The 25,366-nt window shown below is 59.1% G+C and carries 30 protein-coding genes; 20 read left to right on the top strand and 10 right to left on the bottom strand.

Features of this window, described 5'->3' with window-relative positions; all coding sequences use genetic code 11:
• Window positions 1-4: 4 nt before the first annotated feature.
• Window positions 5-817: a protein-disulfide reductase DsbD domain-containing protein gene (locus AC2FLG_RS10785; RefSeq protein WP_281972581.1), complete on the bottom strand. Its 813-nt coding sequence runs from the start codon at window positions 815-817 to the stop codon at window positions 5-7.
• Between the two features lie 145 nt (window positions 818-962).
• Here AC2FLG_RS10785 and AC2FLG_RS10790 point away from each other — a divergent pair, with 145 nt between their 5' ends.
• Window positions 963-1,517: a YqgE/AlgH family protein gene (locus tag AC2FLG_RS10790; RefSeq protein ID WP_496700966.1), complete on the top strand. Its 555-nt coding sequence runs from the start codon at window positions 963-965 to the stop codon at window positions 1,515-1,517.
• Here AC2FLG_RS10790 and AC2FLG_RS10795 read toward each other — a convergent pair whose 3' ends face one another.
• Window positions 1,518-2,468: an L-threonylcarbamoyladenylate synthase gene (locus tag AC2FLG_RS10795; RefSeq protein ID WP_496706173.1), complete on the bottom strand. Its 951-nt coding sequence runs from the start codon at window positions 2,466-2,468 to the stop codon at window positions 1,518-1,520.
• A 138-nt stretch (window positions 2,469-2,606) separates the two neighbouring features.
• On the opposite strand from AC2FLG_RS10795, the gene AC2FLG_RS10800 reads away from it, so the two are divergent.
• From AC2FLG_RS10800 to AC2FLG_RS10830, 7 genes are all read left to right on the top strand, one after another.
• Window positions 2,607-4,313: an acyl-CoA dehydrogenase gene (locus AC2FLG_RS10800; protein WP_271948509.1), complete on the top strand. Its 1,707-nt coding sequence runs from the start codon at window positions 2,607-2,609 to the stop codon at window positions 4,311-4,313.
• The gene (locus tag AC2FLG_RS10805) at window positions 4,313-5,359 is read left to right on the top strand and encodes an MBL fold metallo-hydrolase (RefSeq protein WP_142635372.1); all 1,047 of its coding nucleotides are present in this window, start codon (window positions 4,313-4,315) and stop codon (window positions 5,357-5,359) included. Before AC2FLG_RS10800 ends, AC2FLG_RS10805 begins: the two co-directional genes overlap by 1 nt.
• A gap of 5 nt (window positions 5,360-5,364) precedes the next feature.
• Window positions 5,365-5,814: a DUF6173 family protein gene (locus tag AC2FLG_RS10810; protein ID WP_496691825.1), complete on the top strand. Its 450-nt coding sequence runs from the start codon at window positions 5,365-5,367 to the stop codon at window positions 5,812-5,814.
• A 36-nt stretch (window positions 5,815-5,850) separates the two neighbouring features.
• Window positions 5,851-7,716 carry a glycerophosphodiester phosphodiesterase family protein gene (locus AC2FLG_RS10815; protein ID WP_496706175.1) on the top strand — a complete coding sequence of 622 codons (1,866 nt, stop codon included), beginning with the start codon at window positions 5,851-5,853 and terminating at the stop codon, window positions 7,714-7,716.
• Complete coding sequence (locus AC2FLG_RS10820) at window positions 7,703-8,263, top strand: hypothetical protein (RefSeq protein ID WP_496696489.1); 561 nt, start codon at window positions 7,703-7,705, stop codon at window positions 8,261-8,263. The genes AC2FLG_RS10815 and AC2FLG_RS10820 overlap by 14 nt, the downstream gene beginning before the upstream one ends.
• Window positions 8,264-8,331: 68 nt before the next feature.
• Window positions 8,332-8,466, top strand: a complete 135-nt coding sequence (locus AC2FLG_RS10825) for an aa3-type cytochrome c oxidase subunit IV (protein ID WP_142635378.1) — start codon at window positions 8,332-8,334, stop codon at window positions 8,464-8,466.
• A 21-nt stretch (window positions 8,467-8,487) separates the two neighbouring features.
• Window positions 8,488-9,120, top strand: coding sequence for a hypothetical protein (locus tag AC2FLG_RS10830; protein ID WP_271948503.1), 633 nt, complete (start codon window positions 8,488-8,490; stop codon window positions 9,118-9,120).
• Here AC2FLG_RS10830 and AC2FLG_RS10835 read toward each other — a convergent pair.
• Both AC2FLG_RS10835 and AC2FLG_RS10840 read right to left on the bottom strand, forming a co-directional pair.
• Entirely contained in the window at window positions 9,109-9,441 is a 333-nt protein-coding gene (locus AC2FLG_RS10835; RefSeq protein ID WP_496706177.1) for an AzlD domain-containing protein, read from the bottom strand. The two genes, AC2FLG_RS10830 and AC2FLG_RS10835, sit on opposite strands and share 12 nt — an antisense overlap.
• Window positions 9,438-10,148, bottom strand: a complete 711-nt coding sequence (locus AC2FLG_RS10840; RefSeq protein ID WP_281972575.1) for an AzlC family ABC transporter permease — start codon at window positions 10,146-10,148, stop codon at window positions 9,438-9,440. The genes AC2FLG_RS10835 and AC2FLG_RS10840 overlap by 4 nt, the downstream gene beginning before the upstream one ends.
• 49 nt (window positions 10,149-10,197) lie before the next feature.
• On the opposite strand from AC2FLG_RS10840, the gene AC2FLG_RS10845 reads away from it, so the two are divergent.
• From AC2FLG_RS10845 to AC2FLG_RS10865, 5 genes are read left to right on the top strand one after another with little or no spacing between them, the layout of a single operon-like run.
• Complete coding sequence (locus AC2FLG_RS10845; protein WP_496676784.1) at window positions 10,198-11,085, top strand: formate dehydrogenase accessory sulfurtransferase FdhD; 888 nt, start codon at window positions 10,198-10,200, stop codon at window positions 11,083-11,085.
• Window positions 11,082-11,618, top strand: a complete 537-nt coding sequence (locus AC2FLG_RS10850; RefSeq protein WP_496676638.1) for a hypothetical protein — start codon at window positions 11,082-11,084, stop codon at window positions 11,616-11,618. Before AC2FLG_RS10845 ends, AC2FLG_RS10850 begins: the two co-directional genes overlap by 4 nt.
• Window positions 11,615-12,259, top strand: coding sequence for a molybdenum cofactor guanylyltransferase MobA (mobA, locus tag AC2FLG_RS10855; protein ID WP_496706179.1), 645 nt, complete (start codon window positions 11,615-11,617; stop codon window positions 12,257-12,259). Before AC2FLG_RS10850 ends, mobA begins: the two co-directional genes overlap by 4 nt.
• Window positions 12,256-12,747, top strand: a complete 492-nt coding sequence (gene mobB / locus AC2FLG_RS10860) for a molybdopterin-guanine dinucleotide biosynthesis protein B (protein WP_271948498.1) — start codon at window positions 12,256-12,258, stop codon at window positions 12,745-12,747. The genes mobA and mobB overlap by 4 nt, the downstream gene beginning before the upstream one ends.
• Window positions 12,744-14,009, top strand: coding sequence for a molybdenum cofactor synthesis domain-containing protein (locus AC2FLG_RS10865; protein ID WP_496706180.1), 1,266 nt, complete (start codon window positions 12,744-12,746; stop codon window positions 14,007-14,009). The genes mobB and AC2FLG_RS10865 overlap by 4 nt, the downstream gene beginning before the upstream one ends.
• On the opposite strand, the gene AC2FLG_RS10870 is transcribed toward AC2FLG_RS10865, so the two are convergent.
• The 3 genes from AC2FLG_RS10870 to AC2FLG_RS10880 form a co-directional block, all read right to left on the bottom strand.
• Window positions 14,006-14,998 (bottom strand): hypothetical protein, encoded by a 993-nt coding sequence (locus AC2FLG_RS10870; protein ID WP_142635394.1) that lies wholly within the window; start codon window positions 14,996-14,998, stop codon window positions 14,006-14,008. The two genes, AC2FLG_RS10865 and AC2FLG_RS10870, sit on opposite strands and share 4 nt — an antisense overlap.
• Window positions 14,999-15,015: 17 nt before the next feature.
• A complete protein-coding gene (greA, locus tag AC2FLG_RS10875; RefSeq protein WP_142635396.1) occupies window positions 15,016-15,486 on the bottom strand; it encodes a transcription elongation factor GreA in 471 nt (156 codons plus the stop codon).
• A gap of 238 nt (window positions 15,487-15,724) precedes the next feature.
• Window positions 15,725-16,105, bottom strand: coding sequence for a VOC family protein (locus AC2FLG_RS10880; RefSeq protein WP_496700945.1), 381 nt, complete (start codon window positions 16,103-16,105; stop codon window positions 15,725-15,727).
• Window positions 16,106-16,191: 86 nt separating this feature from the next.
• Between AC2FLG_RS10880 and soxR the strand changes: the two genes are divergently transcribed.
• The 4 genes from soxR to AC2FLG_RS10900 all read left to right on the top strand — a co-directional run bounded on the left by soxR (window position 16,192) and on the right by AC2FLG_RS10900 (window position 21,057).
• Window positions 16,192-16,647 (top strand): redox-sensitive transcriptional activator SoxR, encoded by a 456-nt coding sequence (gene soxR, locus AC2FLG_RS10885; RefSeq protein ID WP_142635400.1) that lies wholly within the window; start codon window positions 16,192-16,194, stop codon window positions 16,645-16,647.
• A gap of 136 nt (window positions 16,648-16,783) precedes the next feature.
• The gene (locus tag AC2FLG_RS10890) at window positions 16,784-18,430 is read left to right on the top strand and encodes an electron transfer flavoprotein-ubiquinone oxidoreductase (protein ID WP_271948491.1); all 1,647 of its coding nucleotides are present in this window, start codon (window positions 16,784-16,786) and stop codon (window positions 18,428-18,430) included.
• Window positions 18,431-18,533: 103 nt separating this feature from the next.
• Entirely contained in the window at window positions 18,534-20,246 is a 1,713-nt protein-coding gene (locus tag AC2FLG_RS10895; protein ID WP_496706182.1) for a tetratricopeptide repeat protein, read from the top strand.
• Window positions 20,236-21,057: a 4-(cytidine 5'-diphospho)-2-C-methyl-D-erythritol kinase gene (locus tag AC2FLG_RS10900; protein ID WP_496706184.1), complete on the top strand. Its 822-nt coding sequence runs from the start codon at window positions 20,236-20,238 to the stop codon at window positions 21,055-21,057. The genes AC2FLG_RS10895 and AC2FLG_RS10900 overlap by 11 nt, the downstream gene beginning before the upstream one ends.
• Here AC2FLG_RS10900 and AC2FLG_RS10905 read toward each other — a convergent pair.
• Window positions 21,050-22,048: a polyprenyl synthetase family protein gene (locus AC2FLG_RS10905; RefSeq protein WP_496706186.1), complete on the bottom strand. Its 999-nt coding sequence runs from the start codon at window positions 22,046-22,048 to the stop codon at window positions 21,050-21,052. The genes AC2FLG_RS10900 and AC2FLG_RS10905 overlap by 8 nt on opposite strands.
• A 56-nt stretch (window positions 22,049-22,104) precedes the next feature.
• Between AC2FLG_RS10905 and AC2FLG_RS10910 the strand changes: the two genes are divergently transcribed.
• The 3 genes from AC2FLG_RS10910 (at window position 22,105) to AC2FLG_RS10920 (ending at window position 23,376) form a co-directional block, all read left to right on the top strand.
• Window positions 22,105-22,320, top strand: a complete 216-nt coding sequence (locus tag AC2FLG_RS10910) for a putative signal transducing protein (RefSeq protein WP_142635410.1) — start codon at window positions 22,105-22,107, stop codon at window positions 22,318-22,320.
• Window positions 22,317-23,090 carry a tRNA1(Val) (adenine(37)-N6)-methyltransferase gene (locus AC2FLG_RS10915; protein WP_496706188.1) on the top strand — a complete coding sequence of 258 codons (774 nt, stop codon included), beginning with the start codon at window positions 22,317-22,319 and terminating at the stop codon, window positions 23,088-23,090. The genes AC2FLG_RS10910 and AC2FLG_RS10915 overlap by 4 nt, the downstream gene beginning before the upstream one ends.
• A 121-nt stretch (window positions 23,091-23,211) precedes the next feature.
• Window positions 23,212-23,376 (top strand): YdcH family protein, encoded by a 165-nt coding sequence (locus AC2FLG_RS10920; protein WP_142635414.1) that lies wholly within the window; start codon window positions 23,212-23,214, stop codon window positions 23,374-23,376.
• Here the strand turns inward: AC2FLG_RS10920 and yddG are convergent.
• Together yddG and AC2FLG_RS10930 are read right to left on the bottom strand one after the other, a co-directional pair.
• On the bottom strand, window positions 23,373-24,239 hold the full coding sequence (yddG, locus tag AC2FLG_RS10925; protein ID WP_282021646.1) for an aromatic amino acid exporter YddG: 867 nt from the start codon (window positions 24,237-24,239) through the stop codon (window positions 23,373-23,375). The genes AC2FLG_RS10920 and yddG overlap by 4 nt on opposite strands.
• Complete coding sequence (locus AC2FLG_RS10930; RefSeq protein WP_142635418.1) at window positions 24,236-25,183, bottom strand: transcriptional regulator GcvA; 948 nt, start codon at window positions 25,181-25,183, stop codon at window positions 24,236-24,238. Before AC2FLG_RS10930 ends, yddG begins: the two co-directional genes overlap by 4 nt.
• Window positions 25,184-25,366 lie beyond the last annotated feature (183 nt).

Raw genomic sequence — 25,366 nt, forward strand, 5'->3', positions numbered from 1 at the left:
GGGGTCAGCCAGCGCTGCACCCCAGAATGTCCACCGCGTGATTGGCACCCAGAACAGTGATCCGGATCTTTGAGCGATCCAGCGCAAACGGACCGCCCGAGGCGTTGATCACCTCGGATGTGGCGACCAGAGTACCGCCCTGCCGTTTGGCGTCGGTTTGCGAGGCCCACAGCTCGGGGTTGCCGGGTTCGATCACGGCGATCTCGCGGCCACCTGCGGATGGCATGGTGACGCGCGCCTCGATCTGCATTCCGTCAGACGTCGGGGTCAGGTGGCACCGCGCGTTGGCGACCCGGGCTTCTTTGGCGGAATAGGGACGCTTGGCCAGTGCCGCCGCGATCGTCGGGTTGCGCTCTGCTTCGGCGTTCAGGGTGTGATCGAAGCCCAAACGTTCCGGGATACAGACGTCTTTGCAGACCCCCAGATCCACCGTGCCTTTCAGCCGCACGGGTTTGGCCGGGTTCTTCGGCGAAATCTCGACCGGCAGGACCATTTGATTTTCGTATCCAATCGACTGCAGGCCATTCTGGTCAAAGACATCCGGCGCGGGCCATGTGATCGACACGCTGCCGACATTGGTTGATCTTTTCCAGTCGAACTGTGGCGGAATACCCGCATCGCCCGGCGCCCGCCAATAGGTCTTCCAGCCGTCCTGCAGGGTCACCCGCAGCGCCCCAAGATAGGCTCCATTTGCTGTGCGCCCGCCGTCCAGGATATCCAATTCGGCCACCGAGCCGACCACTTGTGCAGATGCCGGTCCAATCGCGCCAACGGTCACGGCAAGGGCGGCTGCCAGAAATGTCTTGTGAATGTTCATACCCTATAAATGCGTGGTCTCGAGGCGAATTCCAAGTCACGTTCGGGTCACTCGAATGAAATCTAGCGAAATCGCCGCTCGTCCCTTGCCAATACCGGGACTGCGGGGGCATTGTTGATGGGAGCTCAGCAAGAGATGTCGTCTTATGGATCTGACCGGTAAACTGTTGATTGCGATGCCTGGGATGGGCGATCCACGTTTCGATCATTCGGTTGTCTATATTTGCAGCCATGGAGACGATGGCGCGATGGGTCTGATCATCAACAAACCTTCGGATTTACGCATAAAGACGCTGCTGGGTCAGTTGAACATCGCTTGCCGTATCCCGATCGTGGGTGAGCGTCTGGTGCATTTCGGCGGCCCGGTCGAGATGTCGCGCGGATTCGTCCTGCACAGCGCCGATTATGACGCGAACCTCCATTCCCTGCAGATTTCGGACGATTTCAGCATGACAGCAACGTTGGACGTGCTTGAAGACCTGGCCTCGGGGCAAGGGCCGCTGAATTCTATGCTGACGCTAGGGTATTCAGGCTGGGGACCCGGGCAGCTTGAGGATGAGATCGCGATGAACGGATGGCTCACAACCGATGCGGATTCGAAGCTGGTGTTCGATGTCCCCGATGATCAGAAATGGGAGGCGGCGCTGGCAACGCTGGGCGTCGATCCTCTGACTTTGTCGGCCAGCGCAGGGCGCGCCTGATCAACTGTCACGTGGCGCTGCGGCCCGGCGCAACCGGTCGTTGATAGCGGCACCCAATCCGTGGTCCGGAATAGGGGACACGGCAATCGGGCGTCCGGTGCTGTTGAGCTTGTGCAAAGCGGCAAACAGATTGGCCGCCGCCTCGGTCAGGTTGCCATCAGCGGACAGGTTCAGGTCGCATTCGACCGGCCCAAATCCCAAGAGAATCTCGTCACCATATGTAGTCTGCGCGTGCAACCGGACCGCCACGTCCGGGGCGTAATGCGACAGCATCTGTCCGGGTGCTGTTAGCGTGTCGCCCGATTGGTGTAGATGCAATGCCGAGCCGAGAGCTGCCTCGATCTGGTCCAAAGCCACCCCTCCGGGGCGTAGCAGAGCAGGTTCTCCAGCGAGGCCGACAATGGTGGATTCCAGCCCGACACCACAGGGACCATCATCCAGAATGGCAGCGATGCGCCCGTCCAGACCGGCGCGGACATGCGCGGCTGTTGTCGGGCTGATCTGTCCCGAAGGGTTGGCCGAGGGCGCAGCGACCGGCCCGTCGAACATCTCGAGAATAGCCCGGGCCGAAGGATGCGCAGGCACCCGAACCGCCAATGTATCCAGCCCGGCAGTGACAAGCGACGATACACCGTGCCCTTCCCGCAGCGGCAGAACCAGAGTCAGCGGGCCGGGCCAGAACGCATGTGCCAAAGCCTCGGCCTGATCTGACCATTCAACAAACCTGCGCGCGGACTCTACCGATGCGACATGCGCAATCAGAGGGTTGAAACTGGGCCGGCCCTTGGCGGCATAGATGCTGGCGACAGCCTCTCCGTTGCGAGCATCCCCACCCAGCCCATAGACCGTTTCAGTCGGGAAAGCGACCAGCTGTCCCTGCCTCAAAAGATCCGCAGCCTGAGCAATTCCCGCCTGGTCGGCTGACAGTTCGAGTGTACCGTTAGAGATCATTGTGAGTGACGCCGCGTTTTGATTGCTTGTAGCATAAGGATGGGTACGTAATCGTTCAAACCCAGATGAATAACGGCGAGTCAGCGGATTTCCAACCCCGGCGTCGCGGACCGTTCAAGACAGCCCCGAGGTAATATTATGCCCTATCGCGCACCAGTTGCAGATTACGAATTTCTGTTCCGCCATGCGGTTGATTTTGATCGTATTGCAGCGACCGACAAGTTCGCGGAAGCAAGCGAAGACGTCGTCAGCGCCATCCTGACCGAGGCTGGAAAACTCTGCGAAGAGGTCATGGCGCCGCTTCAGCGGAACGGAGACCTAGAGCCCGCGCGTCTGGAAAACGGCGTGTTGCGTACCTCGCCAGGATTTAGCGACGGTTGGAACGCTATTGCCGAGGGGGGCTGGATCGGCATGAGCGCCGATCCCGAGTATGGCGGTATGGGGCTGCCGATGACCTTGACCACTGCCGTCAACGAGATGATGTCTGCGGCCTGCCTGTCACTGCAACTGGCGCCGCTCATGACGCAGGGCCAGATCGAAGCACTGGAGCACCACGCAAGTGATGAGCTGAAGAACCTGTACCTGCCCAAAATGATCGCTGGTGAATGGTCGGGCACGATGAACCTGACCGAGCCACAGGCCGGATCGGATGTGGGTGCGCTGACGTCGAAGGCAGAACCGAATGGAGATGGCACCTATTCGGTGTCTGGTCAGAAGATCTTCATTTCCTGGGGTGACAACGATTTTGCTGAAAACGTGTGCCATCTGGTGTTGGCACGCCTGCCCGATGCAGTTCCCGGAACCAAGGGAATATCGCTGTTTCTGGTCCCCAAGTACCTGCCGGACGAGAATGGCAATCCAGGTGTGGCAAATGACCTGAAAGTGGTTTCGCTCGAGCACAAGATGGGCCTGCATGGTTCGCCAACTTGCGTGATGCAGTATGATGGCGCCAAAGGTTGGCTTGTGGGTAAGGAACATGGCGGAATGGCTGCGATGTTCACCATGATGAACAACGCGCGACTGGGCGTCGGCGGACAGGGTATCGGTGCCGCCGAAGGCGCCTATCAGCAGGCCCTAGAATATGCGCTTGAGCGGAAGCAAGGCAAGACACCTTCGGGCACAATCCTCGATCACGCCGATGTACGCCGGATGCTAATGAGTATGCGTGCGGATACTTTTGCTGCGCGCGCGATCATGCTTGCAAACGCAGCCGCGATTGATATGGCCAATGCAACAGGCGACGCGGACTGGGTTTCGCGCGCGGCCTTGTTGACGCCGATAAACAAGGCCTTCGGTACCGAAACCGGTATGCGGGTTTCGGAAGAAGGCGTGCAGGTCCATGGCGGTATGGGCTTTATCGAGGAAACCGGTGCGGCACAGTTCTATCGCGACGTCCGTGTGACCGCGATTTACGAGGGCACCAACGGCATTCAGGCCATGGACCTTGTCGCACGCAAGATGATGGATGGCGGCGAAGCGGCGTCCCGTTTGCTGGACGAAATCGAGGATCACGCCGAACGCGCGCGTGGGTCGATGCCGGAACTGGCGGGTCCTGTCTGGGAGGCCACGGAAAGCCTGCGTGAAACGACCGAGTGGCTGATATCGCAGTCCGACATGAACACGCGATTTGCCGGCGCCGTGCCCTATCTGAAGGCATTCGCCCGCGTTCTGGGCGGTCACTATCACCTCAAGGCGGCCCTGGCCGAGCCAAACGGCACCCGTTTCAAGCTGGCACGCTTTTATATCAATGCGCTGTTGCCTGAGTTTTCGGGGCTTTTGGTTCAGGCGCAGAACGGTGCAGATGACGTCTTTGCTCTCAGCGCCGAGGAAATGGTAGCTGCCTGATGGACGGTGATACACATTTGACGATCCGCTATCCTTGGCCCGAGGCTCCGGCCCTGGGCGAGGCCGTTGAAATTGCCGAAGGCGTGCTTTGGATGCGGTTGCCGCTGCCTATGGCGCTGGATCACGTCAATATCTATGCGCTGGATGATGGCGACGGATGGACGGTAATCGACACTGGCATGTCCTCGAACAAGACGCGCCGTATTTGGGCGGACCTGATGGCGGGACCGCTGGGGGGCAAACCCGTGACGCGCGTGGTGGTGACACATCACCATCCCGATCACGTTGGCAATGCTGGTTGGTTTCAATCTGAACACGGGGCCGAGCTGGTCACGTCGCGTACCGCATGGCTGTTTGCACGGATGCTGACGCTGGATGTGCAGGAAAACTGGCCGCAGGAAACGCTGGATTACTACCGAAGCGCCGGGATGGATGCCGATTTCCTTGCCAAAAGGATGACAGAACGGCCCTTCAATTTCTGCGACACGGTCTATCCGATGCCGCTGGGCTTTACCCGGATCAAACAGGGCAGCGTCATTCGTATGGGTGGGCGCGACTGGGATGTTCATATGGGCAATGGCCACGCTCCCGAACATGCAACTTTTTGGAGCCGTGACGATAATCTGGTGATCACGGGCGACCAGGTTCTCAGCTCGATCAGCCCCAATCTGGGCGTCTATGTTACCGAGCCCATGGCGGATCCCGTGGCGGAGTGGATGGAAGCCTGCGAGCGCCTGCAAGACCTGGCGCGCCCGGATCATATGGCGCTGGGCGGGCACAAACTGCCCTTTACCGGCCTGCCGGTCAGGATGAGGCAGTTGATCGACAACCACCACAGCGCGCTCGACCGTCTGCAGAATTATCTGGATCAGCCCAAAACCGCTGCTGAATGCTTTGTGCCCTTGTTCAAACGCCAGATCGGTGAAGGAGAGTATGGGCTTGCTCTGGTCGAAGCAGTTGCACATCTGAACCATCTCTACCACATTGGTGCTGTTACCCGAACGCGGCGCGCGGACGGGGCGTGGGAGTTTCAGCGCAAAGGGTAGAAGGCATGGACAAGATCGAAACCTCAGCCGAGGCAGCGGAATCAGCAGCATTGCCCCGATGTTACGAGGTGCATGCCAACCCGGATACGAAATCCGGCGCCAAGGATCTGCCCGGCCAGTTGCAAAAGCCCGTAGCCACCAAAAGCTCGGCGCAATGGGCCTATGAACGGTTGATCCTGTATATCCAGAATTTCGAGAATACGCTGGATGCGGATCATGAGGTCGCCATGGGATTTACTGGCGGCGATGCCGGGGTAATGCGGATCGAAGGAATGGGCTATTTCGACCCAGATATCATCACTTTTTACGGCGCAGATGGGTCCGGGGCGCGAACCCAACTCGTGCAGCATGTCAGCCAGTTGAATGTAATGCTGCGAGCGCTGCCCAAGTCGGTCGAGGATAAGCCCGCCAATCGCATCGGATTCCGACTGGCGGCTGATCTGGAAGAAAACTGATAGCCTGACTTGCAATTCACGTCTGCGCAGCCTTGAATGAATCAATCATTTGGGGGGCGCAACGTGGCCACTTTCTCTGCCGTTACAAAAGCATACAAGGGCGCGTGGGCACGCCGCCGGGTCTTTGTGCCGATCTATGTCGCCGTGCGCCTGTTGCTGATTGCGCTGATTGCGCCGGGCGTGGCGATTGCGGTGAACCTAGCGGTTTCGCTCTCCAGTCAGACCGCCCTGACGGATCAGGATATTGCCGCGTTCATCCTGTCTCCGCTGGGGTTTGCGGTCGCAATCGCAATGCTCAGCCTGTTCCTGCTGGCCGAGGTCTTTGTCTTCTCGGTCATGGCCGGGTCGCTGAGGATGGGCGAAAGCGATCCGTGGCGCGCGGGGAGCGCGGCGATCAAGTTGATCCTGTCGCGCCTGCCTGCGCTGTTTGGATTTGCTGCACGCCTGGTTCTGCGGATCATCCTGTTGATCCTGCCTTTCGCCGCTATCGCTGCTCTGATCGCCTGGTGGACGCTGACCGAGTATGACATCAACTATTACCTGACCTTCCATCCGCCGTCTTTCTGGATTGCCGTTGCGCTGATCGGAGCTGTGGTGCTGGTCATGGCATGGGTGCTGATTCGCAAGCTGTCCGCATGGGCGCTGGGACTGCATCTGGTTCTGTTCGAAAACCTGCCACCGGCTGATGCTTTCCAGGTCAGCGCGGATCGGATGGAGGGCAAGCGCGGGCGGCTCAAGATCGCACTGGTGTATTGGCTGGGGCTGAGGGCAGTTCTTGCCGCGCTGATCGCTTGGGGCGCGGGATCATTATTCGCGTTGGTGCCCCTGCAGGGGGCAGAGCATCTGCGGCTGGCGCTAGTTTACAGCCTTCTGGTCGCCGGGCTCTGGTCGTTGGCCGGGCTGGTTTTGGCAGCCACCGCGCTGGGAGCACTGGCGGTTTTGCTGGACGGTTTTTTCGAGATCCGGACCTCTGAACCACCACATCCCGCGCCAGGCAATCTGCGCATTGGTCTGCTGAGTGCTGTTGGCATTGCGGCGGTGGCGGTATTGGTCGGGCTCTGGTTCGGTCAATCCCTGCTGGAACGCGTTCAGGCCCCTGACAGGGCCGAGGTGATCGGCCACCGTGGTGCCGCTGCGTTACGGCCGGAAAACACCATGGCTTCGGTTCTGAAGGCGATTGAGGACGGGGCGGACTGGGTTGAAATCGACGTGCAGGAAACGGCGGATGATGAGATAATCGTCGCCCATGATAGCGATTTCATGAAGCTGGCCGGGGTGAACCTGAAGGTCTGGGATGCCACGATGGAAGACGTGGCCGAGATCGATATCGGCAGTTGGTATGGCCCGGAATATGCCGATGAACGCACGCCAACGCTGCGCGACGTGCTGGCTGCGGCCAAAGACAGGGCCAAGGTGATCATCGAGTTGAAATATTACGGTCATGACGTCGATCTGGAAAACCGCGTTGCGGCCTTGGTCGAGGAATTCGGCATGGAGGATGACATCGCCACCATGTCGTTGAAATATCCAGCTGTGCAAAAGATGAAGGCACTGCGCCCGGATTGGCGCGCGGGGGTTTTGGCGGCAACCGCTGTGGGTGATCTGTCGGGTCTCGAAGGGGATTTTGTGGCTGTCAACGCCGCCATGGCCACGCCGGGGCTGGTACGTTCGGTGCAGGCCGCGGGCAAGGATATCTATGTCTGGACGGTGAATGACCCGTTGCAGATGTCGGCCATGGCCTCGATGGGGGTGGATGGGCTGATCACGGACCGACCGGCAATGGCCAAAGAAGTCTTGCGTATCCGCGCTGAAATGGGGCCGGCTGAACGTCTGATGCTGTGGCTGGCAACGGTGCTCGGCATGGCCGTTGATACCGATGCGATGCGCGATGAAAGCCCGTAAACTGGCCGTTTCTCTGGCGCTGATCGCGGCGCCAGTCGGCGCGCAGGACTTTATGCGCAGTCTTGAGATGCCCGCCCATCGCGCGCTGATCGCACAGCGGGGCGCTGCGGAATTGACGCCGTTTGAAACGGATGGCTGCTCGGGCGGGTTGTCAGCCAGTTGGCGCTTTGTGGCCGACAGGTTTCCCAGCTTTCAGGCCTTGTTCGAGGCGCATCCCCCATGGGAGAGTTGCTGTGTCAGCCATGACCGGGCCTATCACCACGCGGGCGGAGGCCTGCGCCCCGAAGACAGTTATGACGCGCGCCTGTCAGCCGATGACAGCCTGAGGGCCTGCGTGCGGCAACACGGGGATGAGAACGCCGAAATTTACGCCGAACGCTATGACATGACTTCGGATCAGATACGATCCGCCCATGCCATAACCGCCGAGGCCATGTATGGCGCGGTGCGATTGGGCGGGGCGCCCTGTTCGGGCCTGCCCTGGCGGTGGGGGTTCGGATATCGCGGGTGTTCGGTCTTTGATTCCGTGTCACCTGCGCCCGAATGACGTGGTGACAGGCCCGAGATTTTCGACTATCCAACGTATCAAACACGCGAATTAGGATTCTGAAAATCATGGCTGAACATAAGCACGGCGAAATGGACATCACCGTTCAAACCAAAACCTTCAACGGTTTCGTAAAAGCGACCACATGGTGCGTGGTGGCGATTGCTTTCCTTTGCCTGTTTCTGGCGGTTTTCGCCGCTTAATCCCGGGCGAGGCTGACCGCCGTGATCAGATTTGTGATTGCCTGCCTGCTGGCAGCAACAGTGGCTGGCTGTGCCGGTTCGCAGCGTCCGCAGGCCGATCAGACCGAAGTTGTGGCCCGTTCCTATCGTGATCCGGGGCCATCAACACTGACGCTCTATACCATGATCAGCACCCGGACCGGTTCGGGGGCGCATACCTCGCTGATGATAAGCGGCAGCGAGAGGGTAATCTTTGACCCCGCCGGATCGTTTCGCGCCGATGTAGTGCCGATCCGGAACGATGTTCTGTATGGCATCACGCCGAATGTCGAACGCGCTTATCGCAGCAGCCACGCGCGCGAAACGCATTATGCGCGTATCCAGACGATTCAGGTGACACCACAGCAGGCCGAAATTGCCCTGCAACTGGCCAAGCAGATGGGCCCTGTCTCCGAAGCTTTTTGCGCCAACTCGACCTCGCAGCTTTTGCAGCAGGTGCCGGGTTTCGAGCAGATCAATACGACCTTCTACCCGGTCAAGCTGTCCGATCAGTTCGGTGAACTCCCCGGCGTCGTGACCACCGAATACCGCGAGAATGACGATGCTGACCTGCAGGCCGGTTTGGCCTCGAACAATGCGCGCCTGAACCAGTTGGAAGCGGCCTCAACCCAATAGGTACAGCAAGCCATAGAGCGTGCCCGCCCCGGCAAAGATGGCAATGACCACGTTTTTTGTGATGAAACCAACCGCCAAAGCAACCGCTGCTGCGGCCATGCGCGGCACGTCGGGCTGACCATCCGTTGCGGTTGGCCAGACCACCAGCGGCGCAATCAGGGCCGGGACGATGGCAACGGCGGTATAGCGCAGGTGGCGTAACAACCAGGGTGGCATCGGGCGGTCTCCGACGATGCCGATAAAGGTAAAGCGTAGGGCAAAGCTGCCAATCGCCAAGCCAACGATAATGCTCCACATGGTCACCGGATCAATCTGTGTCATGGCCTATTCCGCTCTAACATCAATTCGGCCTGCGCCCCAGCGATCATCCCGGCGGTCCCGGCGATCAGCAGGCCCAGGTTGAACGGCACGCCTACGGTCAACAGAGCAACGGTTATGGCGACTAAGGCGGCGATGACATGGGCAAGCGTCCTCATCATCGGCCCGATCATTGCCAGGAATGTGATCGGAAGTGCAAAATCCAGCGCCCAGCTTTCTGGAATCTGTGCGCCCAAAACTGCACCCAGATAAGTTGCCAAAATCCAAAGCGGCGTGATCGGCGTGACCGAGCCAAAGAAATAGGCCATGCGCTGCGGCACGGTCATATCGGGCTCTTTTTCGAACTGAACAATGGAGCAGGCATAGGACTGATCGACCGTCAGATAAGCGGCGCAGGCCCGCTGCCACAGGGGGGCCGCCCCAAGATAAGGTGTCAGTGAGGCCGAATACATTGCCACGCGTAGGTTAACCGCCAGGGCCGATGCCAGAACGATCAGGCTGGGTGTGTTGTCCTGCAACAGCTGCAGGGCGGTGAACTGGGCCGCCCCGGCAAAGACAGCCGCCGAAAAGGCGATTGTCTGGACAATATCCAGCCCAGCCTCAGTCGCAAATACGCCGAAAAGTGTGCCGAACGGAATTGCCACAAAGATAAACGGCGCTCCATCACGAAAACCCTTCCAGAAGTATGACTTGGATGTGGTGTAAGCCATGGCAAATTCCTATGGTATCGCCAACAGCAGTAGCGATCTTGGGAAAGGGTTGCAATTGGCCACGAAACCGGATGCCACCGACTACATCATCGCCCCTGATCCTGGCGCGGTCCGCTTGACCCGTGCGGTCGAAGGCATCGACCAGAATGGCGCGGTCAGCCGGATCTCGGTTGTCGAGGAACGCCCCCTGACAATTTTCCTCAACGCGCAGGAAATCGTGACTGCAATGACAATCGGCGATTACCCTGAATATCTGGCGCTGGGGTTCCTGCGCAATCAGGGGATGCTGTTGGCCGATGATGACATTACCGGCGTGGATTACGATGACGATCTGGAAACCGTGGTGGTGCGCACCGCGCGCGAAACCTCATATGAGGATAAGCTGAAGAAAAAGACTCGGACCAGTGGTTGTGCGGTAGGCACTGTGTTTGGTGACATGATGGAGGGGCTGGAGGACGTGCGCCTGCCGCAGGTTCAGGTCCGCACCTCATGGCTGTATGATCTGGCAGCCAAGATCAACCGAACCCCTTCATTGTATCTTGAGGCTGGTGCAATTCACGGCACGGTCCTGTGTCGGGAAAACCGGCCGTTGGTCTATATGGAGGACGTGGGCCGCCACAACGCGGTCGACAAGATCGCCGGCTGGATGCTGTCCGAAAATGTGGGGGCCGAGGACAAGATCCTCTACACTACAGGCCGTCTGACCTCGGAAATGGTCATCAAGACTGCAATGATGGGCATCCCGGTTCTGGCGTCACGATCAGGGTTCACCGCCTGGGGTGTCGAAATCGCGCGTGAGGTTGGCCTGACCCTGATCGGCCGCATGCGGGGGCAGCGGTTCGTGTGTCTTGCGGGCGAGGACCGGTTGGTGCGCGACGTCGACCCGTCGACAGTGGCGGTCGAAGATAAAAAGCATAGACGGAAGAGTGCGGAATGATTTTGGAAGTCTTTGGTTTATTTATTTTATTCGTCGCGACATTGGGCTTGCTGCCATTGATGGTCTATGTGTTCTGGCTCCTTGAGCGGTCGAAACGCGCGATCATTGAGGGTATGGCGCAATTGGACGTCAACCTGCGTAACCGTCTGGGGTGGGCGCCAGAGGAATACATCAGCATTTGGAACATCGCCGCCCCCTTTCGGCTTGGTTGGCAGGCATGGGGGGAGTTGTCTCAAAAACAAGCACTCGTGCTTCAGCGGGTTTTGATGCACGGTCTGCCTGAGTTTGCCGGGATACCAGATGAGGTCAGAAAGGCGGTGCGCACGTATCGGTGCTGTTTTGGTCTTATCTTTGCTGTTGGGGCGGTCTTAGTGTTTTTGCCAGCCCACTATAGCCTGAGTTACAAGGCGGCCGAATTGACGGGGTGGCCTGCAATTATTTGGTTTACAGCATTCGGATTGGCCGTCTGTCCATTGCTTTTCCTGCCCACCCAGAAATTCAGGAAATGGCCCGCGCTTGAGGAGATCAAATGACCCGCCCTCTCGGCATCATCCTCGCAGGAGGCCTTGCCACTCGGATGGGTGGTGGCGACAAAGGCTTGCTGACAGTCGGTGGGCAGAGCCTGCTGTCTCATGTCATTGACCGGTTTGGCCCGCAGGTGGTCGGTCTGGCGCTGAATGCCAATGGTGATCCCGAACGGTTCGCCGACCTCAACCTGCCGGTTCTTCCCGACACGATTGAAGGTTTCGCCGGGCCTCTGGCGGGTGTGCTGGCGGGGCTCGATTGGGCAGCAGAACAGGGCGCCGACAGTATCGTCACCGCCGCTGCCGACACGCCGTTTTTTCCGCGCGATCTTGTGGCGCGCCTAACGGATGCTGCTCAAGGGCAAACCCATCCGCTGGTGCTGGCGACTACGCCTCGAACCGGGGATGAAGCACTGAAATCCGGCGGCGGCAAACGGGTCAACCGGCATCCGACATTTGGCCTCTGGCCTGTCGCGTTGCGAGATGATTTGCGGGACGCCTTGAATGACGGGCTGCGCAAGGTTGTGCTGTGGACCGATAAACATGATGGGCGTGAGGCGCTGTTTCCGGCTGAGCCGTTTGACCCCTTCTTCAATGTCAACACGCCCGACGATCTGGCGCGGGCGCAAAAGCTGCTGGAGCAGGCATGAAGGTCTATGGCGTCACCGGCTGGAAAAACGCGGGCAAGACCGGCCTGATGGAGCGTTTGGTGGCCGAGATCACCGCGCGTGGCTTTTCGGTTTCGACCGTCAAACATGCCCATCACGCCGTCGATGTCGACCAGCCCGGCACGGACAGTTTCCGCCATCGAGAAGCCGGTGCGTCCGAGGTGCTGTTGGCGTCCGGCAAGCGCATTGCGATGATGCAGGAACTGCGCGGCGCACCCGAGCCGCCTCTCTCTGATCTGCTGGCACGCTTGGCTCCGGTTGATCTTGTGCTGATCGAGGGGTTCAAACGCGAAGCCCACCCCAAGGTCGAGGCGTATCGGGTGGCCGCTGGAAATCCGTTGATCGCGGCCGAGAACGAAACTGTGCGCGCGGTTGCCAGTGACACAGAGCTGAACTTCGACCGTCCGGTTTTTGATCTGGACGACACCGCAGCCATCGCAGGGTTCATTCTGCAAGAGGTAGGATTATGAGCAAACCGGACATTGCCCCACCGCCCCTGCGCAACGATTGTTTTGCCTTGCCTGCGGGCGTGAGCTGGACGCCGGTTGACGAGGCGTTGGCCCTGCTGCGCGACCGCCTTTCGGTCGTGATGGGGGCTGAAACCGTTCCGTTGGCACAAGCCGCAGGTCGGATTTTGGCCGCCGATGTATATGCCCAACGTTCGAACCCGCCGCAGGCAAATACGGCGGTAGATGGCTATGGCTTTGCCGGTCCGGTTCCGGATGGGCCGCAGGTGATGCCGCTGCAAGCCGGGCGTGCTGCGGCTGGTGTTCCCTTTGATGGTCAGCTTGCGCCCGGCCACGCCATACGGATTCTGACTGGTGCGGCTCTGCCCGATAGGGTGGACACGGTTATTCTGGAAGAGGACGTGACAGTTCAGGACGGGCATATCGCCTTTCGCGGCCCCCTGAAACAGGGTGCCAATACCCGCAATGCGGGCGAAGATGTGGTTGGAGGTGATCTGGCTTTGCCCGCTGGACGCCGGATGACACCTGCCGATCTGGCTCTTCTCTCCGCGACGGGTGCTGGTGATCTGCTGGTTCGCAAAGCTCTGCGGGTAGCCGTCCTGTCAACGGGGGATGAGCTAGTCGAGGCCGGCGAGGTTGCTGAGCCAGGGCAAATCTACGATGCCAATCGCCCAATGTTGCTGGCTCTGATCCAGCGGATGGGATTCCAGCCACTGGATATGGGCCGCGTTGCCGATGATCGTGAAACCCTGCGCGAGCGGCTGAACGAAGCTGCGAAAGAGGCGGATGTTGTTCTGACTAGCGGCGGCGCGTCGGCAGGGGACGAAGACCATGTCTCCGCGCTGTTGCGGCAGGCCGGAGCGATGCAGGAATGGCGTATTGCCCTGAAACCGGGGCGACCTCTGGCTTTGGGGATTTGGGACGGAGTGCCGGTTTTCGGACTGCCCGGCAATCCAGTAGCGGCATTGGTCTGCACCCTAATCTTTGCCCGCCCGGCGCTGGGCCTGATGGCTGGCGAGGGCTGGCGGGACCCGCAGGGGTTCGATCTGCCAGCCGCCTTTGATAAGCGCAAGAAACCCGGGCGGCGGGAATATCTGCGGGCCCGTATCCGAGACGGAAAAGCCGAAGTTTTCAACTCGGAAGGGTCCGGGCGGATCAGCGGGCTAAGCTGGGCCGAAGGGCTGGTCGAGATCGAAGACGGCGCGCGCCACATCCAACCGGGTGATCTTGTCCGGTTCATCCCCTATGGAAGTTTCGGAATCTAGTCGAAGGTTCCGGCCACACGCCCCAGCAACATGAAGGCCCGCGCGGTTCTTGTATCACCCAAAGCGGTCAGCTCTGCATCGCTGGCACGGGGTTCAAACTCGATGATCATGTGATCGAACCTGCGTAGAAAGTGATGGGCGGCGTCCCGGAAAATGGGATCCTGCTTCATCCGGGCCGAAGTCAGCGCCAGCGAGGAGCGGTCGCGAATGCCGCCCAAGGCCGCGACAGCCCGTCCGCGCCCACCCTGCGCAAATTGCCGCCAGATCTCGGGGCGGGCCATGTCAGGGCGCAGGTCATCCATATAGATGCCCTCTTGGCTGAGCAGGGTCAGCACGTCCTGAGAGGCCTGTACAAGCTTGGCTGTCTTGCGGTCCTTGAGCGCCAGCCGTAGGGCATCAAAGCCTTCGGTATCTTCCTGTGTTTCCGGAAAATTCAGCGCACGGATAAAGATGTCGGTGCCAAGCGGGGGCACGATATCCCCAGCTTGTGTACCCAGTTCCAGCGAAGTCTGATCGCCGTTCCCCACGGCTGTCGGTTGCTGTGCGGGTTCCCTGCGCTTGGTTGAAAACGTGGCCAGCGCGCTTTCGGCTTTCTTGGCCGTTTCCGCGATCTGATCCAGCTTCTTGGATACGGCTGGCTCATAGGTGCTGGAAGATCGCTGTTGCTGAGCGATATATGCGTTTCGGATGGCGTCAATCGAGGTTTGTAGTCGTGCGCTTTCCTCGCGCATGATCCGGCTGGCGCGCATGGCCATTGCTGCGACCCAGATCATCGCCACCGGCATAAAGACCGCCAGCAAGGTCACGACAAAGCCTCCGCCGTCGACCTCGTCGGGCAGCACCAGAAAAACAACCGAGACGATCAGCCAGATCACGCTGAGGGCGACGGCTGCAATTTCGATCTCGGTTATCGAAGGCTTGGTTGGCCTATCATATATGCCCAGTGAGGTTGGCCGATTGGCTTCCTGCTCTGGCGTGGGCTCGGACATTGGGAACGCTCCGGGGCTCAGGCGTAGGTGATGCTCAGGACTTCATAAGAACGTACGCCGCCAGGTGTGCGTACCTCGACACTGTCGCCTTCGTCCTTTCCAATCAGGGCGCGGGCAATAGGGGATTTGATGTTCAGCAGGCCGGCTTCGATATTGGCCTCATATTCCCCTACAATCTGCCAGGTCTTTTCCTCGTCAGTGTCTTCGTCAACAAGCGTGACCTTGGCGCCAAATTTGATAGCACCGGACAGTTTGGCAGGGTCGATCACATCGGTCAGTGAAAGGATGCCTTCCAACTCTTTGATGCGACCTTCGATAAAACCCTGCTTTTCCCGGGCCGAATGATATTCGGCGTTTTCTTTCAAGTCACCCAGTTCCCTGGCCGAGGCGATGGCTTCGATAATAGCTGGCCGCTCGACGGATTTTAGGTTCTTGAGTTCGGCCTGAAGCGCAGCATTGCCCGCAGGCGTCATGGGAATTTTTTCCATATTCTTGTCGTCCACGCTGAAATTGTAACGCCCCGCCGCATGGAACCAGCGTCGGGGCGATTTGATGGGTTGGCAAATACCTGACCCAAATGATGCGTGAAATGCAAGAGGTCAAAGAAGACAGTAAGCTGGATTTGCGACTTAACGCCGTTGGATTGGGCGCCGTGGGCACCTGTTACGCTGTCCAAACAGTTTACCGCGCTGCCATTTCCAGGTGGTTGAGGCCATCCAGAGTGTTTCAAGCATATTGCACTACCTCAAACTCGATGCCGTTCTCATCATCGAAATAGAACCGCCTGCCGGGCTCGTAATCTGCATGCGACTTGGGGGTGAAACCTGCTTTGATCACCTTGTCTTCGGTTGCGTCGATGTCTTCGACCAGAACGCCGACATGATTCAGCCCCCCGATGATGTCATAGCTGCTTTCACCCGAGGGTTTGGGATCGCTGGGTGCATAAAGCGCCAGGTAGGTATGTGCGCTACCGACATGCACGGTATAGCCACCCGCGATTGCAGGGCCTTCCCAGCGGGTTTTCCAACCGAAGACGTCCTGCATCCATTTGGCTGAAGCCTGCGGGTCGCGGACGGTGAAATTGGTGTGTTCAAGTGTCGCCATCATGGGATCTCCTATTCAATTTGAGGCTTGTCCCGACTCACCGTAATTACTAAACCTAACTTTAGGTCAAGGAATTTTTTGAGGGCGAGATGGCGATTTCAGAGGGGCTGGCAATAGGCGCTTTGGCCCAGCGCACAGGGCTGGCGGTTTCAGCGATCCGATATTACGAGGCGCAGGGTCTGATCGCCCCATGGCGCAATGCGGGTGGGCAGCGGCGATATCAGCGCGCCGACATAAGACGGTTGAGTTTTGTGATGATAGCGCAGCAATTCGGACTAACCCTGCCCGAAATCCGAGAAGTCCTGTCCGGCTTGCCCGGAAATCGTACACCAACGCCGCAGGATTGGAAAAACATAAGCAAGGATCTGCGGTCGCATCTGGATCAGCGAATCGATACGTTGATGCGCCTACGTGACAATCTGGACGGATGCATTGGCTGTGGGTGCCTTAGTTTGCCCAAATGTGCTCTTTACAATCCTGATGACCGTGCCAAATCCAAGGGAAGTGGCCCCAGATACCTGATGGGTGACACTCCGGACACGTGATCTGCCGCATAGCGGCATAGTTACGCCGTGTTTCGATTGACCTGTGGCTTTCCCAGCATGTAATCAGCCGTGAAACAAAATTGCGCCGACCGTGCGTTAGATGCGCCAATTCGGAAAGTTAGCGAAGGAGCCCGCAATGGCCGAGATTGAACGCGAAGCGATGGAATATGACGTGGTGATCGTGGGCGCCGGCCCCGCGGGACTGTCGGCGGCCATCCGTCTGAAACAGCTGGATGCCGATCTGAACGTCGTCGTTCTGGAAAAGGGCTCAGAGGTGGGTGCGCATATCTTGTCAGGTGCGGTGCTGGACCCGTGCGGCCTGGATGCGCTGATACCGGACTGGAAGGAAAAAGGTGCGCCGCTGAACACGCCGGTCACCGAAGATAACTTCTATATGCTGGGTGAGGCCGGAAAAATCCGCATTCCGAACTTCCCGATGCCGCCGCTGATGAACAACCACGGCAACTATATCGTGTCGATGGGCAATGTCTGCCGCTGGATGGCTGAACAGGCCGAAGAGCTGGGCGTGGAAATCTTCCCCGGCATGGCCTGTTCCGAGCTTGTCTATGGCGACAATGGCGAAGTCAAAGGCGTTGTTGCCGGTGTCTTCGGCCTTGAGGCCGATGGCTCCTACGGCCCGAACACCGAGCCGGGCATGGAGCTGCACGGCAAATATGTCTTCTTGTCCGAAGGTGTGCGCGGGTCGCTGTCCAAGGAAGTGATCGCGAAATACGATCTGCAAGCCGGAAAAGAAGTCCAGAAATACGGCGTCGGCATGAAAGAGATCTGGGAGATCGACCCGGCCAAGCACAAGGAAGGCACCGTCACCCATACGATGGGCTGGCCCCTGGGCAGCAACGCGGGCGGCGGGTCTTTCATCTATCACCTGGAAAACAATCAGGTCTATGTCGGGTTTGTGGTTCACCTGAATTACAAGAACCCGCATCTGTACCCCTATATGGAATTCCAGCGCTTTAAGCATCATCCGATGGTGGCCGAGCTGCTGAAAGGCGGCAAGCGCGTGGCTTATGGCGCTCGTGCGATTACTGAGGGTGGATATCAATCGATGCCCAAGCTGGTCGCGCCAGGCGTGGCGCTGCTGGGCTGTTCGGCGGGCATGGTCAATGTGCCGCGCATCAAGGGCAACCACAACGCGATGCTGTCCGGCAAAGCTGCGGCCGAGGCGGCATTTGATGCCATCAAAGCCGAGCGTTCGGGCGATGAATTGACTGTCTATGAAGCAGATGTTCGCGAAGGTGCCATCGGAAAAGACCTCAAGAAAGTGCGCAATGTCAAACCGATGTGGTCAAAGTGGGGTCTGATGCCCTCGCTGGCGCTGGGCGGTTTGGACATGTGGACAAACACTCTGGGCTTTTCGCTGTTTGGCACTCTGGGCCACGGCAAGAACGACGCGGAATCGACTGAAGAAGCCAGTAAACATAAACCGATCGACTATCCAAAGCCGGATGGCACGCTGTCCTTCGACCGCCTGACCAACGTCTCGTTCGCGATGACGAACCACGAGGAAAGTCAGCCTTGCCATCTAAAACTGTCGGACCCGGCGATTCCGGTCAGTGTCAATCTGCCCGAATTCGACGAACCGGCGCAGCGCTATTGCCCGGCGGGCGTGTATGAGATGGTCGAGGATGAAAATGGTCCGCGATTCGTGATCAACTTTCAGAACTGCGTTCACTGCAAGACCTGCGACATCAAAGATCCCAGCCAGAATATCACCTGGACCACGCCGCAGGGAGGGGATGGTCCGAACTATCCCAATATGTAAGCGAAAAATGGGCAATGGCGGCGTCGTGAAGGCTCTGCCATTGCCTCTTTCTGGTCAAAGCCCTAGCTTATTGCGCAACCGACAATCGCAAGGCAGGAATTTGGTGACTTTTCTCATTCGTCGCACAGCGCTAGCTGTGCTGTTTACCACGTCATTCGCCATTCCGGCTTATGCCGACACTGGGTTCGGTGCGTATCTTGCCGGGCGTCAGGCGATTTTTCAGGACGACTATACGGCGGCTGAGAAATATTTTGCGCAAGCATTGCGCGCAGATCCTCAAAACGACCGGTTGCTGGAGAATGTCGTCGTTGCGCGCTTGTCGCTGGGCGAGGTTAAGCGCGCTTTGCCGATTGCCCAAACCATCGAAGAGTTAGGCCTGCCCAACCAGCCCGCGAAAATGGCGATTGCCGCTAATCTGGTGGCTGAAGGCAAGCTGGATGAACTGCTGGCCCGCGACCCCGAAACGCAAGGCGTCGGGCCGCTGGTTGACGGGTTAATATTGGGCTGGGCCCATATGGGCCAGGGTGCGATGACCAGCGCGCTGGAGCAGTTTGACCAAGTTGCAGCGCAGGAAGGTCTGCGCGAGTTCGCGCTTTACCACAAAGCTTTGGCACTGGCCTCGGTCGGAGACTTTGAAGGTGCCGAGGCAGTCTTTGCGGCCGATAATGGTGTTGTGGCGCGATTTACCCGCCGCGCAGCGCTGGCACGGACCGAGGTTCTGTCGCAGCTGGACCGCAATGAGGATGCGCTGCAGTTTCTGGATGACGTGTTCGAGTCGGGCTCTGATCCCTCGATTGAAGGGTACGAATCGCGTCTGAGCGCTGGCGAAACGCTGCCCTTTACTCATGTCCGCACATCGCAGGACGGTATCGCAGAAGTGTTCTTTTCCGTGGGAGCCGCGCTCAGCAGTGAGGCGGCTGAGAATTACGTCCTGCTTTATGCGCAGGTCGCAGCCTTTCTGCGCCCGGATCACGTGGACGCAATCTTGTTGAGTGCCGAACTTTTGGACGAGTTGGAGCAATACGATCTTGCCGTCGAGGCCTATCGCAAAGTGCCCGCGAGCAGCAGTGACTATCACGCTGCTGAACTGGGCCGGGCCGAGGTGCTTGTCACGGCAGGCAAAACCGATGCGGCGGAAGAAGTCTTGCAGACCCTTGCGACGCAGAGACCGGATCTGCCAAGTGTTCACGTGGCGCTGGCTGATTTGCAAAGACGTGAAGAAAACTATGCTGCGGCTGTCGAAACCTATAGCACAGCGATTGAATTGATTGATGCTGATGGTGGCGGTAACTGGTTCCTGCACTACGCCCGTGGTATCTCGTACGAGCGACTAAAGCAGTGGGACAATGCTGAGGCCGATTTCCGCCGTGCGCTAGAACTTAACCCCGACCAACCGCAGGTCCTGAATTATCTGGGTTATTCGCTTGTAGAACGGCGCGAAAATCTGGACGAAGCGCTTGGCATGATCGAACGCGCCGTCGCCGCGCGCCCTGGTAGCGGCTATATCGTCGACAGCTTGGGATGGGTTCTGTTTCGACTGGGCCGCTATGAAGAGGCGGTCGAGCATATGGAGCGTGCCGTCGAGCTGATGCCGGTAGACCCAGTGGTGAATGATCACCTGGGTGACGTTTACTGGGCCGTGGGCCGCGCACGCGAAGCCGAGTTCCAGTGGAAGCGGGCATTGTCTTTCATTGACCTCGAAGACGCCGATGGTGAGGCCGACCCCGAGCGTATTCGTCGCAAGATCGAGGTCGGGCTGGACGGGGTTCTGATCGAAGAAGGTGCCGCGCCGCTGAAGGTCGCCAATGAAGGCTAAGGCTTTCGCGCCCGCCAAGATCAACCTTACCTTGCACGTCACCGGCCAGCGCGTGGACGGCTATCACCTGTTGGATTCGCTCGTGGTGTTTGCCGATCTGGGCGATACGCTGCATTTCACCGCAGGTGAGGCGCTGTCGATCTCTGTCACTGGCGAACATGCGGCGGGTGTGCCAAGCGATAGTTGTAATCTGGTGTGGAAAGCCGCCGAGGCTGCAGGCTGGACTGGACATATTGACCTGAACAAAGTGCTGCCGCATGGGGGCGGGATCGGCGGCGGTTCTTCCGATGCCGCCGCAACTTTGCGGATGATCGAGGGCCAGGGTGGGCACGTCCCGCCAGAAACAGCACTGCGCCTGGGTGCGGATGTCCCTGTCTGCTTGGCAGCCAGATCAAGCCGTATGCGCGGGATCGGAGAGTGTCTGAACCCGGTCACCCTCCCACATCTACCAGCCTTGCTGGTCAACCCGGGTGTAGAGGTTCCAACGCCTGCGATATTCGCGGCTTTGGAATGCAGGGAAAACCCGCCCATGGCAGAGGATATCCCGGTATTTGAGGGGCCTCAGGATTGTGCCGAATGGCTGGGGAAACAGCGAAACGACCTGGAAGGTCCAACCACATTGCTGGCCCCCGAAGTCGCGCAGGTGCTGGACGCACTAAAGGATACAAAAAAGACGCTGTTGTCGCGCATGTCGGGGTCAGGATCGACCTGTTTCGCGCTGTATCCGACGATGAAAGCTGCCCATTTCGCCGCCTATGAGATTGGAGCAGCCCATCCCGACTGGTGGTGCCGTGCGGTTCAGCTTAACTAAGGCGCGAGACGACGAAATCGGCGAGGTCACTCAGCAGGGTACGGATCTCATGATCGGGTAGGATGGTCAGCGACGCCTTGGCCTTATTGGCCCAGCCAAGCGCATCTTTGCGCGTCGCAGCAAGCGTGCCGTATTTACCCATGAGACCAAGAGCGGTTTCGAGGTCACCGCTCTCTTGACGGCCCCGGCCTATGGTCCGCTGCCAGAAGGCGCGTTCTTCGGGGGTGGCCTGCGCCACCGCCTTGATCACTGGCAGCGTCAGCTTACGCTCGCGAAAGTCGTCGCCGACATTCTTGCCGGTCGCTTTGCTGTCACCCTGATAATCCAGCAGGTCATCAGCGATCTGGAAGGCAATCCCCAGCGCATCGCCATAATCGAAGAGCGCCTTGACCTGGGCCTCTGACGCTTGGGCGATGACCCCGCCCACCTCGGTTGCGGCTGAGAACAAGGCTGCGGTCTTGCCGCGCACAACCTGAAGATAGATGGCCTCATCCGTGCCCAGATCGGTTGCAGCAGTCATCTGTAGCACTTCGCCCTCGGCGATTGTTGCAGACGCATTGGCAAGGATGTCCAGAACCCTAAGAGACCCGGTCTCGACCATAAGCTGGAAGCTGCGTGAGAACAGGTAATCCCCAACCAGAACGCTGGATTTGTTGTCCCAAAGCAGATTCGCTGTTGGCCGTCCGCGCCTTTGTGCGCTTTCGTCGACAACATCGTCATGCAACAGGGTCGCGGTGTGGATGAACTCAACCGTTGCCGCCAGACGCAAATGATGGTCCCCGGCATAGTCGAACAGCCGCGCCGCGGCCAGTGTCAGCATCGGACGCAGGCGCTTGCCGCCCGCTTCGACCAAATGTGCGGTGACTTCGGGAATGCGAGGCGCGTGTTCTGAGGCCATGCGCGTGCGTATCAGGTCATTGACCGCGTCCATTTCACCCGAAAGAATCTCGGCCAGCCGCTCATGCGGTTTTGAGACTGTGCTGATGTTCATCACACTCCTGATACAAGGCTCGACTTCCGCCTCACCTTGCCCTTACATCCATCCCCATGAAAGAACTTTTGCGCAGCACTGATCCGACGATCCTGGCCTTTGCATCCGCCCTACTTCAGGGCGAGGATATAGACTGCTTTCAGATGGACGTAAATATGAGCATCCTAGAAGGCGGCATCGGTATTTTCCCCCGGCGCCTTATGGTGCGGACCGATGATTTGACCCGCGCTGAACGGGTGATGCGCGACAACGAGATCCCGCTGGGCCGATGACGCAATTCACTGACCCAGAGCTAAGTTTGAACGACTTTCTGAATGGGCGCGTTCGGCTTTGGCAGCCCCTGTCCGGCTATCGCGCCGGGGTCGATCCTGTCTTGCTGGCGGCAGCGGTACGGGCCAAGGCTGGGCAATCCGTGCTGGAGCTGGGATGTGGCGCTGGTGCCGCCATCTTGTGCCTGATGGCGCGCGTGCCGGGATTGAACGCCACGGGTGTTGAGCTGCAATCGCCCTATGCCGATCTGGCCACCCGCAACGCGGATCAGAATGCGCAGGCGCTGACAGTGGTGCAGGCCGATCTGAGCAAACTGCCCGCTGAACTGAAACAACAGCAGTTCGATCATGTGATTGCGAATCCGCCCTATTACTTGGCCGGTGCCCACAGCCCTGCGGCGGACTCGGGTCGCGGAATTGCCTTGGGCGAGGATACACCGTTGCGCGATTGGTTCGATTGTGCGGCAAAGCGCCTTGCACCGCGGGGCTATCTGCACATGATCCAAAAGGCCGATCGGTTGCCAGACATGCTGTCAGCCTGTGCGGGGCGGCTTGGCTCAGTCGAGGTTCTGCCCCTGGCCGCGCGGGCAGGTCGGAAGGCTGAATTGGTGGTCTTTAGGGCCAGAAAAGGCGGTCGGTCTGCGTTTCAACTGCATGCCCCGCTGATTTTGCACAAGGGTGTGCGCCACGAAAAAGACGGCGAAAGTTATACCTCTCAGATATTGTCCGTTTTGCGCGACGGTGCTGCGCTGAACGGGTTTTCGGATCAATAGGCGCCAACCAGCCGAATTTGTCAGATTTATTATAGAATCTGTGCGTCTGCAGCGTGACAGGCTGGAAACGATGTGCTCAACTTCCTACGTTATTCAGAGACACCAATGAAGGAGTATCGCCATGAGCGTGAGCGCACATCTGACGGAACTGAAGAAGAAGCACGAAACTCTCGGTCTCGAAGTAGAACAAGCCCAGCGCGCGCCAGGCATCGACGATCTCCATATCGCTCAACTCAAGAAACAGAAGCTAAGGCTTAAGGAAGAGATAGAGCGACTTTCCAGTTAACTTTTAAGGCTGGCGCGCGCGGCTATGGCCGCGCCGCCGGTGACCAGGACGGCTGCGATTGCCAGGCCCCAGGATGGGGCTGCGATGCCGGCAACCACCAAAACGACGGTAGACAACAGGGGCGCTGCATAAGACGCGGTGCCGAGGATTTGAATGTCACCCTGTTTGACCCCAATATCCCAGACATAGAACGCCAATCCGACCGGCCCCAGCCCCAATGCCATGACCGAGGTCCAGCCAAAGGCTGTGTCCGGCCAAACGGTCTCTTCGATGGCTAGATGCAGACCGCCCGATGCGATGGCGGTAAAGACGCAGAACACCGCGACCGAGCTTGTGGGGGTGTCCCCCAGACGGCGGGACAAAACGGAATAGCCCGACCATGTCAGAGCGCACAGCAGCGCCAGCCCGTAACCGGGCAGGTGGCTGGCCTGAAATCCTGCGCCACCACCCCCGGTGATGATCACAGCGGCCCCGGCAAAACCCAGACAGGCCCCGATCAGATGCCCAGCGCGCAGATTCTCGCCCGGCAGGAGGCCGGAGAACAGCACAATCAGCAGTGGCCAGAGATAGGCGATCAGCCCGGCCTCGGCCGCAGGGGCCATGCGCAGAGCCGAGAAGTAGAGTGCGTGATAGCCAAACAACCCGATGGTGCCAAACAGATAGGTGGTCCAACGCACGGTCCGCAACTGCCCCAGCCCGCCATTGGCCCAGGCCCAGACCAACCCCAGCGTCCCCCCGATCGAGAAGCAGATCGTATTCAGCAACAGCGCAGGAACGGGGGCTGAACCGACGGTGAACAGGGCCAGAAGGGACCAGAGTAAAACGGCGACAAAACCGATAGTAGTGGCGCGGTTTCGGGTCATGCGGCTGACAGGTCCTCGACTGGAATGATGTCGAACTCATCGGATATATGTGCGGTCTTTTCAATCTCGGCCAGAAACCAATCCCGAAACGCCGCAATCTGAGGGCGGTTCTCGGCCCCCGAGAGGCACAGGAAGCGAAAGCGCCCCTTTGTTTCGATGGCGGTCTTGAAAGGTGCGACCAGCGTGCCTTCGGTCAGATCTTTCAGGATCATGGCCCGGCGGCCAAGCGCGACGCCAACGCCCGCAACAGCCGCGTCAATTGCGTGATCGGCGTTCGAAAACTCGGCACCATGGGTCGGGGTATGTGCGATGCCCACGGCCCTGAACCAGGCGGGCCAATCACTGGGTGGGGTCAGAAAGCGGATCGAGGCGTCATGGATCAACGGTGCATCCCGCAGGCTTTCCGGCGTGGTGAACTGGCGGGCGAGCTCGGGCGTCATGACCGGCGTCAGCCATTCCCGGCGCACTGGCACGGAATACAGCCCCTTATCCGCACCTTCGCCAAATCGGATGGCCACATCCACATCATCCCGTTCAAGGTCGATGATGCGTAACGTGGCCGAGAATTTCAGATCTATTTCGGGATGTGCGCGGGCAAATTCGTACAGGCGGGGCGCCAGCCATTTGGCCGTCAGGGCAGGGCCCGCTGTGACGGTCAGGCTAGTGTCGTCACCCTGTCTGCTCACGGCGCGCCATGCGGCTTGTAACGTGGCAAATCCATCCGCGGCGCCCGGGGCCAGGGTGCGCCCAGCCTCTGTCAGCTCCACCGCGCGGTTCAGGCGGTGAAACAGAGGGCGGCCCAAATGCTCCTCAAGGGATTTGATCTGAAAGGACAGGGCCGCAGGCGTTACATGCAGCTCTGCCGCGGCTTTGGCAAAAGACATGTGCCGGGCGGCGGCATCAAAGGCACGCAAAGCGGTCAAGGGCGGCAGGTAGTCGCTCATAGTATAGAAATTCTTAACTGAATGTTCAAAAAAGCTCGTTTGCGGCTTTGTCAACTAGAGTTCATATTGCTCATAAGTCAAGGAAAACTGTTTTGAACTGAGAGGCTGCCATGATTGAGATGACAACAAATCCAGCTGCACAATCGGCGATTCTGCGCGCGCATGAGGCGCGGGGCAAAGCGG

It is taken from the genome of Ruegeria sp. CDSA193, assembly GCF_059611885.1.

Excerpts from the sequence above, each read along its gene's own strand:
- AC2FLG_RS10785 (WP_281972581.1), bottom strand. The coding sequence starts at position 817 with ATGAACATTCACAAGACATTTCTGGCAGCCGCCCTTGCCGTGACCGTT.
- AC2FLG_RS10790 (WP_496700966.1), top strand. The coding sequence starts at position 963 with ATGGATCTGACCGGTAAACTGTTGATTGCGATGCCTGGGATGGGCGAT.
- AC2FLG_RS10795 (WP_496706173.1), bottom strand. The coding sequence starts at position 2,468 with ATGATCTCTAACGGTACACTCGAACTGTCAGCCGACCAGGCGGGAATT.
- AC2FLG_RS10800 (WP_271948509.1), top strand. The coding sequence starts at position 2,607 with ATGCCCTATCGCGCACCAGTTGCAGATTACGAATTTCTGTTCCGCCAT.
- AC2FLG_RS10805 (WP_142635372.1), top strand. The coding sequence starts at position 4,313 with ATGGACGGTGATACACATTTGACGATCCGCTATCCTTGGCCCGAGGCT.
- AC2FLG_RS10810 (WP_496691825.1), top strand. The coding sequence starts at position 5,365 with ATGGACAAGATCGAAACCTCAGCCGAGGCAGCGGAATCAGCAGCATTG.
- AC2FLG_RS10815 (WP_496706175.1), top strand. The coding sequence starts at position 5,851 with ATGAATCAATCATTTGGGGGGCGCAACGTGGCCACTTTCTCTGCCGTT.
- AC2FLG_RS10820 (WP_496696489.1), top strand. The coding sequence starts at position 7,703 with ATGAAAGCCCGTAAACTGGCCGTTTCTCTGGCGCTGATCGCGGCGCCA.
- AC2FLG_RS10825 (WP_142635378.1), top strand. The coding sequence starts at position 8,332 with ATGGCTGAACATAAGCACGGCGAAATGGACATCACCGTTCAAACCAAA.
- AC2FLG_RS10835 (WP_496706177.1), bottom strand. The coding sequence starts at position 9,441 with ATGACACAGATTGATCCGGTGACCATGTGGAGCATTATCGTTGGCTTG.
- AC2FLG_RS10840 (WP_281972575.1), bottom strand. The coding sequence starts at position 10,148 with ATGGCTTACACCACATCCAAGTCATACTTCTGGAAGGGTTTTCGTGAT.
- AC2FLG_RS10850 (WP_496676638.1), top strand. The coding sequence starts at position 11,082 with ATGATTTTGGAAGTCTTTGGTTTATTTATTTTATTCGTCGCGACATTG.
- mobA (WP_496706179.1), top strand. The coding sequence starts at position 11,615 with ATGACCCGCCCTCTCGGCATCATCCTCGCAGGAGGCCTTGCCACTCGG.
- mobB (WP_271948498.1), top strand. The coding sequence starts at position 12,256 with ATGAAGGTCTATGGCGTCACCGGCTGGAAAAACGCGGGCAAGACCGGC.
- AC2FLG_RS10865 (WP_496706180.1), top strand. The coding sequence starts at position 12,744 with ATGAGCAAACCGGACATTGCCCCACCGCCCCTGCGCAACGATTGTTTT.
- AC2FLG_RS10870 (WP_142635394.1), bottom strand. The coding sequence starts at position 14,998 with ATGTCCGAGCCCACGCCAGAGCAGGAAGCCAATCGGCCAACCTCACTG.
- greA (WP_142635396.1), bottom strand. The coding sequence starts at position 15,486 with ATGGAAAAAATTCCCATGACGCCTGCGGGCAATGCTGCGCTTCAGGCC.
- AC2FLG_RS10880 (WP_496700945.1), bottom strand. The coding sequence starts at position 16,105 with ATGATGGCGACACTTGAACACACCAATTTCACCGTCCGCGACCCGCAG.
- soxR (WP_142635400.1), top strand. The coding sequence starts at position 16,192 with ATGGCGATTTCAGAGGGGCTGGCAATAGGCGCTTTGGCCCAGCGCACA.
- AC2FLG_RS10890 (WP_271948491.1), top strand. The coding sequence starts at position 16,784 with ATGGCCGAGATTGAACGCGAAGCGATGGAATATGACGTGGTGATCGTG.
- AC2FLG_RS10900 (WP_496706184.1), top strand. The coding sequence starts at position 20,236 with ATGAAGGCTAAGGCTTTCGCGCCCGCCAAGATCAACCTTACCTTGCAC.
- AC2FLG_RS10905 (WP_496706186.1), bottom strand. The coding sequence starts at position 22,048 with ATGAACATCAGCACAGTCTCAAAACCGCATGAGCGGCTGGCCGAGATT.
- AC2FLG_RS10910 (WP_142635410.1), top strand. The coding sequence starts at position 22,105 with ATGAAAGAACTTTTGCGCAGCACTGATCCGACGATCCTGGCCTTTGCA.
- AC2FLG_RS10915 (WP_496706188.1), top strand. The coding sequence starts at position 22,317 with ATGACGCAATTCACTGACCCAGAGCTAAGTTTGAACGACTTTCTGAAT.
- AC2FLG_RS10920 (WP_142635414.1), top strand. The coding sequence starts at position 23,212 with ATGAGCGTGAGCGCACATCTGACGGAACTGAAGAAGAAGCACGAAACT.
- yddG (WP_282021646.1), bottom strand. The coding sequence starts at position 24,239 with ATGACCCGAAACCGCGCCACTACTATCGGTTTTGTCGCCGTTTTACTC.
- AC2FLG_RS10930 (WP_142635418.1), bottom strand. The coding sequence starts at position 25,183 with ATGAGCGACTACCTGCCGCCCTTGACCGCTTTGCGTGCCTTTGATGCC.